Genomic DNA, 15,274 nt, shown 5'->3' with positions numbered 1-15,274 from the left:
GTCGCCGCCAGGTCTTCCAGTCCACCTAACCACCGCGGGGTGGAGCAGCCCGGTAGCTCGTCAGGCTCATAACCTGAAGGCCGCAGGTTCAAATCCTGCCCCCGCAACCATCTGAACTTGCGATGCGAACGCATCACGAACCCCAGTCCGGAAACGGGCTGGGGTTTTTGTTTGTCCGCCTGACGCCACTGTCAGGATGCCGGCCAGATCGCCCCGGACATCGATCTGGAGGCCCTTGTCGGACGGTGTGAGGATGATCGCCTCGATCAGCGAGCGGATCACCTCGGCCGCCTCCTGGCGCTTTTCCTCCAGCTCGGAATGCAGCATGTCGTGCAGCCGCGCGAGCTGCCGGTGGTAGAACTCCGCCATCTGCGGATGGAGCAGGGGAGGCGGCGCCTCGGCGGTCGCGAGGAACTCCGTCAGCTCTGCCTTGCGGGCTTCGAGCCTTGATCCGCGTTCCTTGACCGTTTCGATCGAAATGGCTTCCGAGAGGTAGAGATCCATCAGGCGCTGGATGTCGCGCTCGACCCGCTTCAGTTCTAATTCCGCTGCGCCGATGTCGGCCGACGCCTCCATGCGCAGCCGGTTCATCTCGGTGGTGAAGGCCGTGCAGAACTCGGCGAACAGGTCCGGGTTCATGAGGTGGTGGCGCAGGGCGTCGAGGACACGCCGTTCCAGTTCCTCGCGACGCATATTGGTCCGGTTGTCGCAGGTGCCCTTGTTGCGGGCTGTCGAGCAGCCGAGCAAGGTGCCGGAGATCATCGAATAGCCGCCACCGCAGCAGCCACATTTGCTGAGGCCGGAGAACAAATAGCGGGGACGACGTTTCTCACGGAAATGATCGGGCGATGAGGTGTCGCGTGTGTCGCGGCTGGCGCTGACGCTTGCCTGCCGCGCCTTGACCGCGTCCCACAGTTCCTGGTGGACGATCCGCAACTCCGGCACCTCCTGGACCACCCATTCGGATTCCGGATTGGGGCGGGCCTGGCGCTTGCCGGTGTCGGGATCCTTGATGAATCGTTGGCGGTTCCAGACCAGCTTGCCCACGTACATCTCATTGTTGAGAATCCCGGTACCACGCGCTCGGTTGCCATTGATGGTGGAAAATCCCCAGGCACCGCTGCCCGGTGCGGATATGCCTTCCTCGTTGAGACGGAAGGCTATGGCGCGTGGCCCCAGTCCGGCCGCGAAGTCACGAAAGATACGACGGACCACTTCGGCTTCCGCTGGATTGATGGTCCGGTCGCCCCGGATGGGCTCGCCATTGGCGTCCAGTCTGCGCACCACGTCATACCCGTAGGCGTTGCCGCCGCCGGACTTGCCCTGTTCGACCCGGCCGCGCAGGCCGCGATGGGTCTTCTCGGCCAGGTCTTTCAGGAAGAGGGCGTTCATCGTGCCCTTGAGGCCGACATGAAGGTGGGAAACCTCGCCCTCGGAGAGGGTGACGATCCGTACGCCGGCATAGTTCATGCGCTTGAAGACGCCGGCGATATCTTCCTGGTCGCGGGACAGGCGGTCCATCGCCTCGGCCAGCACGATCTGGAACCGTCCGCGCTGCGCACCGGCGATCAGCGCCTGGATGCCAGGTCGCATCAAGGATGCGCCCGAGATGGCGTGGTCGGTATATTCCTCTACGACGGTCCAGCCCTGTTTTTCCACGTGGGTACGGCAGACGCGAAGCTGGTCGGCGATCGAGGCGTCGCGCTGGTTGTCGGAGGAATAGCGGGCGTAGAGCGCGACCTTCATGGCGGGTTTTCCCTTACGGTCCGGAGCGTCGGTGCTCCTGTTGCTGCGACCGGAACCAATCCCGTGCCGCACGGCGCGCCATGAGGCGAACCAGTGCCACCAGACGCGGGTCGGGGGCACTGGGGCGCAGGACAAGCCGCAACTCCGGCTCGGGCGGCCGATATACCGGGGCAATGGACTGGCTGGGTCTGTCCGTCATCGTCGCTCTCTTCCGACCGCAAGGCAAGGAAAACAGACACACGATCCGGACAGATGACTGTTATTTCAATGGAAATCCGCAATATGGAAAGTCGCGCTTGTGCGTGCTCCAGCGTACGGAATCGTAGTTATGGGTAGTCCCGGATACAGGCGCGTCGTACAAATACTGGCGTTTGGCGGCGGCACGGGAGGGGAGGGCGAGTCATGAACGATACGGGAGTGCTGTTCTTCCGGCAGGCCGGATGAGCGGACGCGCCACCGACTCTTCGCCCACGGAAGCGCTGGCGGGACTGGTCGAGCGGGTGACGTTCCACAATGCTGAGAACGGCTTCTGCGTTCTGCGGGTGAAGGTGCGGGGGCAGCGCGATCTCGTCACCGTCGTCGGCCATGCCGCGATAATCTCGGCGGGCGAGTTCGTGCAGATGTCGGGACGCTGGTTCAACGACCACACCCACGGCCTCCAGTTCAAGGCCGAGTTCCTCAAGGCCAGGCCACCGACCACGGTCGAGGGCATCGAACGCTATCTCGGTTCGGGCATGATCCGTGGCATTGGTCCCGTCTATGCCAAAAAGCTGGTGAAAGCGTTCGGCGAGGCGGTTTTCGACTTGATCGAACAAGAGCCCGGCAGGCTGCGGGAAGTGACGGGCATCGGCCCCAAGCGGGCCGAACGAATTGTAGGTGGCTGGGCGGATCAGAAGGTGATCCGCGAGATCATGCTGTTCCTCCACAGCAACGGTGTCGGCACGTCGCGGGCGGTGCGTATCTTCAAGACCTACGGACAGGACGCGGTCCAACTGATCAGTGAGAACCCGTACCGGCTCGCGAAGGACATTCGGGGCATCGGCTTCAAGACCGCAGATCAGATCGCCCGGAAGATGGGGATCGCGCCTGACGCCATGATCCGGGTGCGGGCCGGGATATCCTACGCGCTTGGTGAGGCCATGGACGAAGGGCATTGTGGTCTGCCGATCGGGGAACTGCCGACCAGCACCGCCGAACTGCTGGAGGTCGCCGTCCCTCTGATCGAGACGGCTCTCGCGCTGGAACTGGAAGCGGGAGACGTTATTGCCGACAGCGTGGGCGAGACGGGCTGCATCTTCCTGGCGGGTCTCTATCGCGCGGAGCAGAGCATCGCCGAGCGATTGCGCGCCTGCGCCTTCGGTCGTCCGCCCTGGCCAGAGATCGACGCTGAAAAGGCCATGATCTGGGTGGAAAGGAAGACCGGGTTTGCGCTCGCGCCCAGCCAGCAGGAGGCAGTGCGCCTTGCCCTGCACAGCAAGGTGCTGGTGATCACGGGCGGTCCCGGCGTGGGTAAGACCACGCTGGTCAACGCCATCCTGAAGATCGTGACGGCCAAGGGCACGGATGTTCAACTCTGCGCGCCAACGGGACGGGCGGCGAAGCGCCTGTCGGAAAGCACGGGGCTGGAGGGGAAGACCATCCACCGCCTGCTGGAGACGGATCCGGCGACTGGCAGCTTCAAGCGGGACGATACCAACCCGCTGACCTGCGATCTGCTGGTCGTGGATGAGGCCAGCATGGTCGATGTGCTGCTGATGCGATCTCTGCTGCGCGCTTTGCCCGACAGCGCGGCCCTGCTGATCGTGGGGGACGTGGACCAGTTGCCGTCCGTCGGACCGGGACAGGTGCTGGCCGATATCATCGGTTCCAATGCTGTGCCCGTGGTACGGCTGACCGAGGTGTTCCGTCAGGCGGCGCAGAGCCGGATTATCACAAACGCGCATCGGATCAACGACGGGAAGATGCCGGAGCTGAGCGCGGAAGAGGGATCGGATTTCTACTTCGTGGAGGCGGCCGAGCCCGAGGTCGGGTTGCGCCGGTTGCTGGCGGTAGTAAAGGACCGCATCCCGGCGCGGTTCGGACTGGACCCGGTCCGCGACGTGCAGGTGCTGTGTCCGATGAACCGGGGCGGGCTTGGGACGCGGTCGCTGAATATAGAATTGCAGCAGGCGCTGAACCCGCCGGGCGAGGTGAAGGTCGAGCGGTTCGGCTGGACCTACGGGCCGGGCGACAAGGTGATGCAGATCGCCAACGATTATGACCGGGACGTTTTCAACGGGGATCTTGGCGTTATCGACAGGATCAATGTGGAAGAAGGAGAACTGACGGTCTCATTCGATGGACGGGAGGTCGTGTATGGCTTCGGCGAGCTGGACGAACTGGTGCTTGCCTATGCGACCACCATTCACAAGAGCCAGGGCTCGGAATACCCGGCAGTAGTGATCCCGCTGGTGACCCAGCATTACGCCATGCTGGCGCGGAACCTGCTCTACACGGGCGTGACACGGGGGCGGAAGCTCGTCGTGCTTGTGGGGCAGAAGAAGGCGCTGGGCATGGCCGTGCGAAACCAGGGCGTAAGGCGACGGTGGTCGAAGCTCAGGGAGTGGCTGGCCGGTAGCGTCGCATGATGGAGTGGCGGGGGGTGAAGGGTGTGTCCCCATGTGGGCTTTCGCCTTCCTATCAGACATACAGTCGATCGGGTCGCTTTCCGCACAGCAGACATGGCTTATCCAGCCACTCTCTACCGGCAAGGAGTGGATACACGCTTAAACCGTGGGCACCGTGCCGCCGTCGATCACATGTTCCGCGCCGGTGATTGCGCCCGCACGGGGCGAGACGAGGAACGCGATCAGGTCGGCGACTTCCTGCGGCTTGGCGGGACGACCAAGCGGAATGCCGCCCAGTGCATTCATAATGATCTGCTTGCCGCCCTCATAATCCGTGCCGGCGTCGGCGGCCAGGCGCTCGGCCAGCGCAACAGCGGCCTCTGTTTCCACCCAACCTGGTGAAACCCGGACGACACGGATGCCCTTCGGCGTTACTTCCTTGGACAGGCTTTTGCTGTAGGTCGCGAGTGCAGCCTTCGCGGCGGCATAGGCCGTGGTCGATTGCGGTAACGGTAGTTCGTGCTGGATCGAGGTGACATGGATGATGACGCCAGACCGTTGGGCGATCATCGCAGGTAACAGGGCTCGGTCGAAGCGAACCGCCGGCATCAGGTTGAGGTTCAGTTCTTTTGCCCATTCATCATCGTCGAGTGCGGCGAAGCCGCCGCCCGGTGCGGTGGAACCGCCCAGCACATTTATGAGGATGTCGATACCACCCAGTCTTTGGAGCGTTGTCTTGGCGACGGTGTTGCAGCCCTCCGCCGTGGCCAGGTCCGCCGCGACGTAGGTGACGCCATCAGGCGCAATGTCCGGCACAGAGCGCGCGGCCGCAATAACCCTCACGCCTTGTTCCCGCAGCACCTCGACGACTGCTGCGCCGACGCCCTTGGTGCCGCCCGTCACGAGGGCGCGACGCCCGTCGAGTCCAAGCGAGAAGGTCATGGGATGATTTCCAGAGCTGCGATCCTGTCGCCGTCGAGAACGAAAAAATAGCGGAGATCAACCGGGCTGCCGGGGAAGTCACCGACCAGACGGGCAGTCACGATTGTCTGGTCGCCCTCAAAGACCATAGCGGCCGGCTCGCTGGTATAGTTGTATTTGACCGATGCCGCCGTCTTCCACGTGGCGATGGCCGCGCGGCCAACATGGAGATGACCTTCGTCCTTCACGACCGCCCGGTCGGTAAAGCACCGAGCGACGGCCTCCCCATCATCCTTGTCTGCAACGAAATAGGCCGCGATGGGTGTAGGTAGGGTGAGAGACATGGGTTGTTTCTGGTCCTGTCGATAAATCGGGCAGCGTGTATCGCGCCGCGATTGCTTCGCTGCATAGATGTCGATAACCTCCAAAAATCACAAGAACACACAAAAAAGTAAGGCGCTTACTTTTGGGTAAGGTTAAATATACTGCTTCTACTGCGGCCGATGGTGTGCAGCAGGCTTTCAGGATGCTCGAAGGACGGTGGAAGCTCGTGATCCTGTTCCATTTGTTCGGCGGAAAGCTGCTGCGTTTTTCGGAATTGGAACGGGCAATTCCGGGTGTCTCACAGAAAATGCTGATCCAGCAATTGCGTCAGTTGGAGAGTGATGGAATCGTCCGTCGCATCGTCCATCATCAGGTGCCTCCCAAGGTCGAATATGGCCTGACGGATTGGGGGCAGAGCTTGTGCCCCGCGCTTGATGTCTTGCTCACCTGGGCGGATCAGCAAGGGGAGCATCGCGTCTGAGTACGGTGTCACTCAGGAGAGGCATGGGCACTGATCGCGGACAAGGATGTCACGAGGCCCTAGGGCCCGGACCCATAAAGGGATTCCCATTGTGAGTGACCCTGCCCCGAACATGCCCTCAGATTTAAGTTAGGGTCTGTGGGTTGTTGTATGCCGTTTTGGCGTGTTGAGCGAAAGCCTCTGGCGTCATGCCATTGAGGCTGGTGTGGGGCCTGACAGCGTTGTAGTCGGCCCGCCAGGCGTCGATGACCGTCCGAGCGTGGGCAAGGTTGCGGAACAGGTGCTCGTTGAGGCATTCGTCGCGGAACCGGCCGTTGAAACTCTCGACGAACCCGTTCTGCTGCGGCTTTCCCGGTGCGATGTAGTGCCACAGCACCGACCGCTTTTCCTGCCAGGCCAGGATCGCGTTCGAGGTCATCTCGGTGCCGTTGTCGCTGACGATCATCATGGGAAAGCCTCGGCTTTCTGCGATCCGGTCCAGTTCGCGGCCAAGCCGTTCGCCCGACAGCGACGTATCCGCCACCAGCGCCAGGCACTCCCGCGTGTAGTCGTCCACCACTGTCAGCACGCGGAAGCGCCGTCCGTTGTTCCATGCGTCCGAGACGAAATCCAGGCTCCACCGCTGGTTGGGCCCGTCGGGCAGCATCATCGGCGAGCGCGTGCCCATCGCCGTTTCCGGCCGCCACGCTTGCGGACCGACAGCCCTTCCTCGCGATACAGCCGGAACAGCTTCTTGTGGTTCATTGCCAGCCCCTCCCGGTCGAGCAGGATCTGCAGGCGCCGATAGCCAAATCGCCGTCGCTCCGCAGCCAGTTCGCGCAGCCGCCCCCGCACTGCAGCATCATCCGGGCGGCGTGACGCATACCGCCAGGTCTTCGGGTCCATGCCAATGAGCCGGCAGGCCCGTCGCTGCGAATAGTCTCTCGCCCGGATCGCCCAGGCCACGGCGTCCCGCCGCAAACCGGGCGTCACGAGTTTTTTGCCAGCAGTTCCTTCAGCGTCGAGACGTCCATCACGCTCTCCGCCAGGAGCCGCTTCAGCTTCGCGTTCTCCTCTTCAAGAGCCTTGAGCCGCCGTGCTTCCGACACTTCCATCCCGCCATATTTCGACCGCCAGGTGTAAAATGTCGCATCGCTGATCCCGTGCTTGCGACACAGATCCGCAGCCGTTGCGCCCGCCTGATGCTCCTTCAGGATCCCAATGATCTGGTCCTGGGTGAAACGCGCTTTCTTCATCGTCCGTCTCCAGTGGACAGACCTTACTTCAAATCGAGGGCATTTCAGGGGGCAGGGTCAGAATATCGCTGCCCCACGAACAAGCAGGATAATAAGTATGTAGAAGAGAAATGAGCCAACCTCTTCCATGTTCGGTTGATGATCGCTTTCATGTAGGCCAGCCTCCCCCCAAGGCTCTGAAGGAGCTGACCGCCGCGCGCGCCGCGTTCGCCTGGTTGAGGGCCAGTTGGTCCTGCGTGTCGAGAAGCTGCCGGTCAGCGTCCAATACGTCGGTCAACGGAATGATACCCGCCTGGAACGATTGTTGCGAAAGATCGCGTGCGCGGGTCAGCGAGGAGACTTCAATCTGCAATTCGCCAGTGCGCTGCTCGGTCTGTACCAGGGTCGTGAATGCATTTTCGATATCCTCGGCGGCGTGGAGAACCGTCACCTGGTAACGCGCGAGGGCCTCGGCATTGGCACCACGTGCCTGCTGTACCTCAGCGTCGATTTTGCCGAAATCAAAGATCCGCCAGCGAATGGCGCCTGATCCGACAGCCTGGAACCCCGGTGCCGTGAATAGATGCTGAGAATTGATGCTCTGAAATCCCAGGATGCCGGAAAGGGAGAGCTTGGGGTAATAGTCGCCGAGTGCTGCGCCTATTCTGGCATTTGATGCCGCCAGTCTACGTTCGGCAGCCAGAATGTCCGGTCGGCGGCGCAGCATGTCCGTGGGTTTGTCGGTCGCGCCGATAGCCGGGATGGCCGGAATTTCGGACGGCGTTCCCAGTTCCGCAGCATAGGTACCGGGCTGCGCGCCCATCAGCACGTCGAGGCGATTGAGCTGGGCTTCGAGCGCAATGCGGATCAGCGGCACGGTCTGGCGGGCGGATTGCAACAGGACTTCAGTCTGGGCCAGCTCGCGTTCATTCGAAACGCCGCTCGTTCGCCGCTGCCGCATCAGCTCCAGCAGATGGGCGTCCACCGCGATCTGTCTTTCCGCAACTGACAGGCGGGCTTGGTCTCCTCGGATCTGGAAGTACGCGTCCGCCGCGTCGGCGGCCACCGTGATACGCTCCCCCACACGTTCCATCTGGGCGGCTTCTGCCTCGTCACGCGCTGCCTCTTGCCCACGTCGCAGGCCGCCGAACAGGTCGATTTCCCAGCTTGCAGCACCACTGACGTCATAGGTGCGATAGTCGCGGTGGAAGCTCGGTACTGTGCGCACGACATGGCCGATCAGCCCCTCCTGCGACAGTCGGTTTGCGGATGCCTGCGGATTGAAATCCAAGGTCGGGAGCAAACGCGCCGTGGCCGCCTCCGCGGCGCCTCGCGACTGGCGGACGCGCGCTATCGCGGCCGCGAGATCAAGGTTCTGAGCCAGGACACGCTGTTCTATGCGTAAGAGTTCGAGATCGTGAAATCCCTCCCACCATGTATCCAGCGGTGTAGCTGCGGCTGCCTGGCGTGCATCGACGGCGGTGGCACTGTGGAAGGGCTGAAGATGCGTAGCGGGCGCATGATAGTTGGGGCCGACCGCGCAGGCCGTCGTCAGGAGCGTCATGGCCAAGGCTGCGGCAGAATGCAGTCGCATGCCCATCGTGAGATGACGCAGGGGATTGGCGTTCCGCTGGGATGCGGGAAGCGAAAGATTCATGGCGCACGACTTTCGATCAGCCCCGGACATGCATCGTCCTGGTGTTGTCAAGTAACCGATATACATATTCGTCACTCGTTGTCAATTTACAAGCTGCGTTCTATCTAGAAGGCGGAATTCAGTCGGGAGGAACAGGATGCGCGCGCCTCACAGCGGACAACGCGGCCCGGTCGATCATGAACGCCGGGATCAGATCATGACGGCGGCCATCGAGCATTTCGGGCATTACGGATACAAGAAGACCACGATCGCTGATCTGGCTGATGCCATCGGGCTGTCAAAGGCCTACATTTACAAATTCTTCGAATCGAAGAAGGCGATCGGCGAGGCGATCTGCGCGCTTCAGCATGGCAAGATGCAGGCGGATATCCAGGCGATCGTTGAGGAAGACAAGCCGGCTTCCGACAGAATGCGCAGGGTTTTCCTCGCTCTGGCGCGCAATACGGTCGCGCTGTTTTCCCACGAGCGTAAACTGCACGATATCGTCTATTCGGCGGTGGAGGAGGAATGGACGTCTGCCAGGAGTTTTGCCGATGCGTTGCGCGGTATGGTCGAGCACCTGATCCGCGAAGGCCGCGAGGGAGGCGAGTTCGAGCGCAAGACGCCCGTTGACGAGACCTGTCACGCCATCATGCTGATCCTGCAGTCGATCTATCATCCCCTCCTGCTTGAACAGCACATGGATACGCTGGACGACGATGCGGCGACGCTGGCCAGTCTCGTCTTGAGAAGTCTCGCGCCGTGAATGGGGCACAAGGCTTTATGTGACCGATTGACAATATGGTCACTCGTGTACAATTTGGGCTTCCAAACCCGTTGGGAGCCCGAACATGGCTGGAACACGCCTGTCCCTTCTTGCAGCGGCCGGCATCTGCACCGTTTTCGGGCTGTCGGCTTGCAAATCCAAAGACGATCCTGATCCGCGCACGGCCGACCGCATCGTGGAGACAGTGCGGATCGAGTCCGCAACGACAGCCGAGCATGTCTATACGGGGGTCGTAGCGGCCCGCGTCCAAAGCGATCTCGGCTTTCGCGTGTCCGGCAAGATCGTCGAGCGCCTGGTCGATACCGGGCAGACTGTGTCCAAGGGGCAGGTGCTGATGCGCCTGGATCCGACGGATTACCTCCATGCCGTGACGACCCAGGTCGGCAGTGTGGCATCGTTGCGTGCCCGCTGGGTCCAGGCCGCGGCGGATGAGCGCCGCTATCGCGGTCTTGTCGCGACCGGTGCCGTGGCAGCCTCGGCCTACGATCAGGTGAAGGCCGACGCGGACAGTGCCCGTGCGCAACTGGACGCGGCGATCGCCCAGGAGAAGATTGCCCGCAACCAGGACGATTATTCCCTGCTGCGGGCGGATGAAGACGGTGTCGTCGTCCAGACCCTGGCGGAACCGGGGCATGTCGTCGCGGCCGGTCAGACCGTGATCGTGCTGGCACATGCCGGCCCGCGCGAGGCTGCGGTCGACCTGCCGGAAGGGGTGCGTCCGATCCTGCATTCCGCGGCGGAAGCCGAACTGTATGACGAGGGTTCTCGCGTATCCGCGCACCTGCGGCAACTGTCCGACGCCGCCGACCCGCGTACCCGCACGTTCGAGGCCCGTTACGTCATGGACGGGCCAGGCGCGGACGCGCCGCTGGGGGTGACGGTGCGTGTCCACCTGCCTGAAGCCAGCGACGATCCGTCCGCGCTCGTCGTGCCGTTGGGCGCCGTCGATGACGAGGGCAGGGGACCCGGCGTCTGGAGCGTGGATAGCCGGGCATCGACGGTCAGCTTTCATCCGGTACAGATCGCACATATCAGCGAAGATACAGCGACGATCCTCCCCGGTGCGGATCTTCGTCCGGGCATGCTGATCGCGGCGGCCGGCGGTCACTATCTGCATGCCGGCGAGCATGTGCAGATCGCCTCGACAAAGGTCGCGATGCAATGAGTGGATTCAATCTTTCTGCCCTCGCGGTGCGCGAGCGCGGGATTACATTGTTCGTGATCGTGGCATTGGCCCTGTCGGGAGCCTATGCATTCTTCAGCCTCGGTCGGGCCGAGGATCCGCCTTTTACGGTCAAAACCCTGACGGCGACGGCTATCTGGCCGGGCGCCACGGCGCAGGAAATGCAGGATCTGGTGGCCGATCCGCTGGAAAAGCGCGTGCAGGAACTGCAATGGTACGACCGTGTAGAAACATTGACCCGGCCGGGCCTGGCGCTGATGATGGTCACGCTCAGGGACAACACGCCGCCTGCCGCCGTTCCCGAGCAATTCTACCAAACGCGCAAGAAGCTGTACGACACCATGCCCCTTCTGCCGAAAGGCGTGCAGGGACCGATCGTCAATGACGAATATTCCGATGTCGATTTTGCGGTCTATGCGCTGGACGGTCATGGATTGCCCGAACGCCTGCTGGTCCGTCAGGCGGAAACGGTGCGGCAGCACCTGCTGCATGTGCCGGGCGTGCGCAAGGTCGATATTATCGGCGAACGGCCGGAACAGATCTTCGTCAATTTTTCCAATGCCAGATTGGTCACGCTCGGGATCAGCGCGCAGGACGTGTTCGCGGCGCTTCAGCGTCAGAATGCGGTGACGGCCGCGGGTTCGATCGATACGCGCGGCCCGCAGGTCTTCGTGCGGCTGGACGGTGCGCTGGACGACCTGGAAAAAATTCGCGACATCCCCATCGCGGCGGGCGGCAGGACGCTCAAGATCTCGGACATCGCGACGGTGGAGCGGGGATACGAGGACCCACCGACCTACCTTGTCCGGCATGCCGGGGTCCAGACTCTGGTGCTGAACGTCGTGATGCAGGATCACTGGAACGGGCTGAAGCTCGGCCAGTCCCTGGCCGCGGCGGAGAAGACGCTGGGGGCGGGATTGCCCGTCGGGGTTACGTTGACGAAAATCGTCGACCAGGCCGGCATCATTCATGCTGCGGTCGGCGAGTTCATGCTGAAGTTTTTCGTGGCCCTCGCGGTGGTGATGGTCGTCAGCCTGGTAAGCCTGGGCTGGCGGGTCGGCATCGTCGTCGCGGCCGCCGTGCCGCTGACGCTGTCGATCGTCATGGTCATCATGCTGGTGACCGGTCGGGCGCTGGATCGCATCACGCTGGGGGCGCTGATCATTTCGCTGGGCCTTCTGGTCGATGACGCGATCATCGCGATTGAGATGATGGTGGTGAAGCTGGAGGAAGGGTACGAACGCACGAAGGCCGCCGCCTATGCCTGGAGCCACACGGCGGCTCCGATGCTGGCCGGCACGCTGGTCACGATCATCGGTTTTACGCCGGTCGGCTTCGCGCGCTCGACCGCCGGCGAGTATGCCGGCAACATTTTCTGGATCGTCGGTTATGCGCTGCTGACCTCCTGGTTCGTGGCCGTGGTGTTCACGCCCTATCTCGGTGTCAAGCTGTTGCCCGACATCAAGCGGATCGACGGTGCCTACGAACATATCTACGCCACGCCCAACTACCGTCGCTTCCGGCGCCTCGTCGTGTGGGTCGTGCGGCGTAAATTTCTGGTCGCGGGGGCGGTGCTGGCGTTGTTCCTGCTGGCTTTCGTTGGCATGGGCGCCGTCCGGCAGCAATTCTTCCCCAGCTCGGACCGCCCGGAACTGCTGGTCGAGGTGCAGATGCCGGAGGGAACCAGTATCGAAGCCACTACGCGGGTCACGGCCCGTGTGGAAGCATGGTTGAAGACACAGCCTGAGGCAAAGATCGTCACCAGCTATGTGGGTGCCGGCGCACCGCGTTTCTTCCTGGCGTACAACCCCGAGTTGCCCGACCCTTCCTTCGCGAAGGTCGTTGTCCTGACACCAAGTGCCCAGGACCGCGACCGCTTGCGCGATCGTATGCGGCAAGCCGTGGCCCAGGGAATGGCGCCTGATGCCCGGATCCGCGTAACGCAGTTCGTCTTCGGCCCCTACACCCATTTCCCGGTCATGTTCCGTGTCATGGGACCAGATGCGGATCGAGTGCGTGATATCGCGGCGCAGGTCGGCACGATCATGCGGAACAATCCGCATACGCGGCAGGTCAATGCCGATTGGGGCGAGCGCGTACAGACGGCGCATTTCGTGCTGGATCAGGCCCGGCTGCAACTGATCGGCCTGTCCCCCCAGGAAGCATCCGAACAGATCCAGTTCCTGCTGCTGGGCGTGCCGGTCACGCAGGTTCGAGAGGACATCCGGACCGTAGACGTCGTGGTCCGTAGCGCGGGACCCGATCGTCTGGACCCGGCGAAGCTGGGTGACATGACCATCAGCAACCGCACGGGCCAATTGATACCGCTCAGCCAGATCGGTCATGTCGAGATCCGCGTGGAAGACCCCATCCTGCGTCGGCGTGACCGGATTCCGACGATCACGGTACAGAGCGATATCGACGAAAACCTGCAGCCGCCGCAGGTCACGGCGGAGATCGATCTGGCTTTGGCGCCCGTCCGCGCGACGCTGCCTCCCGGCTATCGCATCGAAGCCGGCGGCAACGCGGAAGAATCCGGAAAAGCCAACAAGGCCCTGGTGCCGATCTTTCCGGTGATGGTCCTGTTGACCCTGATCGTTCTGGTGTTCGAGACCCGCTCCATCTCCGGCATGTTCATGGTGTTCCTGACGGCCCCGCTGGGGCTGATCGGGACCGTTCCGACCCTGTTGATCTTCCATCAGCCGTTCGGCTTCAACGCGATCCTGGGCCTGATCGGCCTGTCGGGCATCCTGATGCGCAACACGTTGATTCTGATCGGACAGATCAAGGTCAATCAGGCGGCGGGGCTCGATCCGTTCCATTCCGTGGTCGAGGCGACCGTGCAGCGGGCCCGCCCGGTCATCCTGACGGCCCTGGCGGCCGTGCTGGCCTTCATCCCGCTGACGGAATCGGTGTTCTGGGGCTCGCTGGCCTATACGCTGATCGGCGGTACGGCGGCCGGCACGGGGCTGATCCTGATGTTCCTGCCGGCGCTTTATGCGATCTGGTATCGCATCGGACCTATGAAGGATAGCGAACCCGGGGAACCGGCGGTCGGTCCACACTTCACCGGTGCTCGTGTGCAAGAGGGTGAGTGAATGGAAAAAGTGAATAGCAATCCATTGGCCCTTCGACATGCGGCGTGGGAGTCGCGAGGCCCGCCGCTTCGCGGGTCAATTCACCCCCCCCTATCAGTCGGAGAAAGACTATGTCCCTTTCGAATAAAACTGTTTTGATTACGGGTGCGAACCGCGGCATCGGCGCGGCGATCTTACGGGAAATGCTGAAGGCCGATGTCGCGAAAATCTACGCTACCGCACGCGATCCGCATACGCTCCCGTCGTTTGGAGACCCCCGAGTGATCCCGTTGCAGCTCGATATCACGAGTAATGCGTCCGTAAAAGCGGTAGTCAGTACTGCGAAGGATGTCGATGTTCTCGTCAACAATGCTGGAACACTCGCCCTCGGCGATTATCTCAGCAGCGACTGGGAATCCTTCGAAAATGACATGCACACTAATTTTTTTGGCACTCTCCGTGTTCTGCGGGCTTTCACCCCACAGTTTGTAGCCCGCAGGTCCGGTACAATCGCGAATGTGATTAGCGTCGTTGGCCTTTCGGCGGTTCCCTTGATGGCCGGTTATTCAGCTTCCAAAGCGGCTCTGCATTCGATCACCCAGTCCCTGCGCGGAACCCTGGAAAAGGACAACATCACAGTCATTGGTATTTATCCTGGACCAATCGACACTGATTTAGCGAGATCGGTGCCATACCCGGAAAAGGCCACACCCGAATCCGCGGCAGCTAATATCGTTAGAGGTATCATCGACGGGCAGACCTCCATCTTCCCGGATCACTTGGCACAACAGATCGAAGGACTATGGTCGACAGACAACCGGAAGTTGGAATACGTCGCTTTGCATCTTGGAGGTTAATTTGTTCTTACTAGACAAGTAGGCGGCGGATACGTGGCGGGTGTCTCATAAGTTTCTGATTTGGCAAATGAATTAGGTTTCTAAGTTTTCCGTTTGCCTGATGGCGCTGAGCCACCTCGCCATATCCAAGATGATCTGCTTTACGTACCTCATTCCTGATGGAATGCTCTCGGGGCGTAAAGCAGGGGCTACTCAGATCGGCGGCGGCGCAGCGCTGGTCTGAGTGCTCAAAGCCTTTGACCGATTGACCTCTTGCACGGTCGGCCGGACGGATCCCAGAAGGCCGGGGAAAATTTGTGCGTATCTAAAACGACATGAAACGTATCGAGCGCCTAGAGGGTGTTATGTACTTTCGTGGGTGATTGGTTCAGTAATGCTGAATGACGCAAGTTCGCAAGCCGTATCCCTCTGACGTATCAGACGAAGAATGGTCGTTGGTTGT

General features: G+C 61.8%; 10 protein-coding genes, 1 tRNA gene and 1 pseudogene. 7 read left to right on the top strand and 5 right to left on the bottom strand.

Translation table 11 applies throughout. The features are described from left to right. The first annotated feature begins 33 nt into the window (after positions 1–33). Positions 34–110: transfer RNA gene (locus HLH28_RS17580), tRNA-Met, on the top strand. Here HLH28_RS17580 and HLH28_RS17575 read toward each other — a convergent pair. Further along, positions 67–1,746 carry a recombinase family protein gene (locus HLH28_RS17575; protein ID WP_182961905.1) on the bottom strand — a complete coding sequence of 560 codons (1,680 nt, stop codon included), beginning with the start codon at positions 1,744–1,746 and terminating at the stop codon, positions 67–69. The two genes, HLH28_RS17580 and HLH28_RS17575, sit on opposite strands and share 44 nt — an antisense overlap. Positions 1,747–2,186: 440 nt before the next feature. Here HLH28_RS17575 and recD2 point away from each other — a divergent pair, with 440 nt between their 5' ends. Continuing rightward, positions 2,187–4,373, top strand: a complete 2,187-nt coding sequence (gene recD2, locus HLH28_RS17570; RefSeq protein WP_182961903.1) for an SF1B family DNA helicase RecD2 — start codon at positions 2,187–2,189, stop codon at positions 4,371–4,373. 138 nt (positions 4,374–4,511) lie between these two features. On the opposite strand, the gene HLH28_RS17565 is transcribed toward recD2, so the two are convergent. Further along, positions 4,512–5,294, bottom strand: coding sequence for an SDR family oxidoreductase (locus tag HLH28_RS17565; protein WP_182961902.1), 783 nt, complete (start codon positions 5,292–5,294; stop codon positions 4,512–4,514). Next, on the bottom strand, positions 5,291–5,617 hold the full coding sequence (locus HLH28_RS17560; protein WP_182961901.1) for a nuclear transport factor 2 family protein: 327 nt from the start codon (positions 5,615–5,617) through the stop codon (positions 5,291–5,293). The genes HLH28_RS17565 and HLH28_RS17560 overlap by 4 nt, the downstream gene beginning before the upstream one ends. Positions 5,618–5,799: 182 nt before the next feature. Between HLH28_RS17560 and HLH28_RS17555 the strand changes: the two genes are divergently transcribed. Next, positions 5,800–6,078, top strand: coding sequence for a winged helix-turn-helix transcriptional regulator (locus tag HLH28_RS17555; RefSeq protein WP_220790171.1), 279 nt, complete (start codon positions 5,800–5,802; stop codon positions 6,076–6,078). 124 nt (positions 6,079–6,202) lie between these two features. On the opposite strand, the pseudogene HLH28_RS17550 reads toward HLH28_RS17555, so the two are convergent. Both HLH28_RS17550 and HLH28_RS17545 read right to left on the bottom strand, forming a co-directional pair. Continuing rightward, a pseudogene (locus tag HLH28_RS17550) lies at positions 6,203–7,313 on the bottom strand (IS3 family transposase). Between the two features lie 148 nt (positions 7,314–7,461). Continuing rightward, the gene (locus HLH28_RS17545) at positions 7,462–8,949 is read right to left on the bottom strand and encodes an efflux transporter outer membrane subunit (protein ID WP_182961900.1); all 1,488 of its coding nucleotides are present in this window, start codon (positions 8,947–8,949) and stop codon (positions 7,462–7,464) included. 136 nt (positions 8,950–9,085) lie between these two features. On the opposite strand from HLH28_RS17545, the gene HLH28_RS17540 reads away from it, so the two are divergent. The 4 genes from HLH28_RS17540 (at position 9,086) to HLH28_RS17525 (ending at position 14,832) form a co-directional block, all read left to right on the top strand. Next, positions 9,086–9,694 (top strand): TetR/AcrR family transcriptional regulator, encoded by a 609-nt coding sequence (locus HLH28_RS17540; protein WP_182961899.1) that lies wholly within the window; start codon positions 9,086–9,088, stop codon positions 9,692–9,694. An 85-nt stretch (positions 9,695–9,779) separates the two neighbouring features. Further along, complete coding sequence (locus HLH28_RS17535; protein ID WP_182961898.1) at positions 9,780–10,880, top strand: efflux RND transporter periplasmic adaptor subunit; 1,101 nt, start codon at positions 9,780–9,782, stop codon at positions 10,878–10,880. Further along, complete coding sequence (locus tag HLH28_RS17530) at positions 10,877–13,996, top strand: efflux RND transporter permease subunit (RefSeq protein WP_182961897.1); 3,120 nt, start codon at positions 10,877–10,879, stop codon at positions 13,994–13,996. The genes HLH28_RS17535 and HLH28_RS17530 overlap by 4 nt, the downstream gene beginning before the upstream one ends. Before the next feature lie 110 nt (positions 13,997–14,106). Further along, entirely contained in the window at positions 14,107–14,832 is a 726-nt protein-coding gene (locus HLH28_RS17525) for an SDR family NAD(P)-dependent oxidoreductase (protein ID WP_182961896.1), read from the top strand. The last annotated feature ends 442 nt before the right edge of the window (positions 14,833–15,274 follow it).

Source organism: Gluconacetobacter tumulisoli, from assembly GCF_014174155.1.
GTDB classification, from domain to species: Bacteria; Pseudomonadota; Alphaproteobacteria; order Acetobacterales; family Acetobacteraceae; genus Gluconacetobacter; species Gluconacetobacter tumulisoli.
The sequence above is the reverse complement of the archived record's forward strand: the minus strand, read 5'-3'. Positions and strand labels throughout refer to the sequence as shown.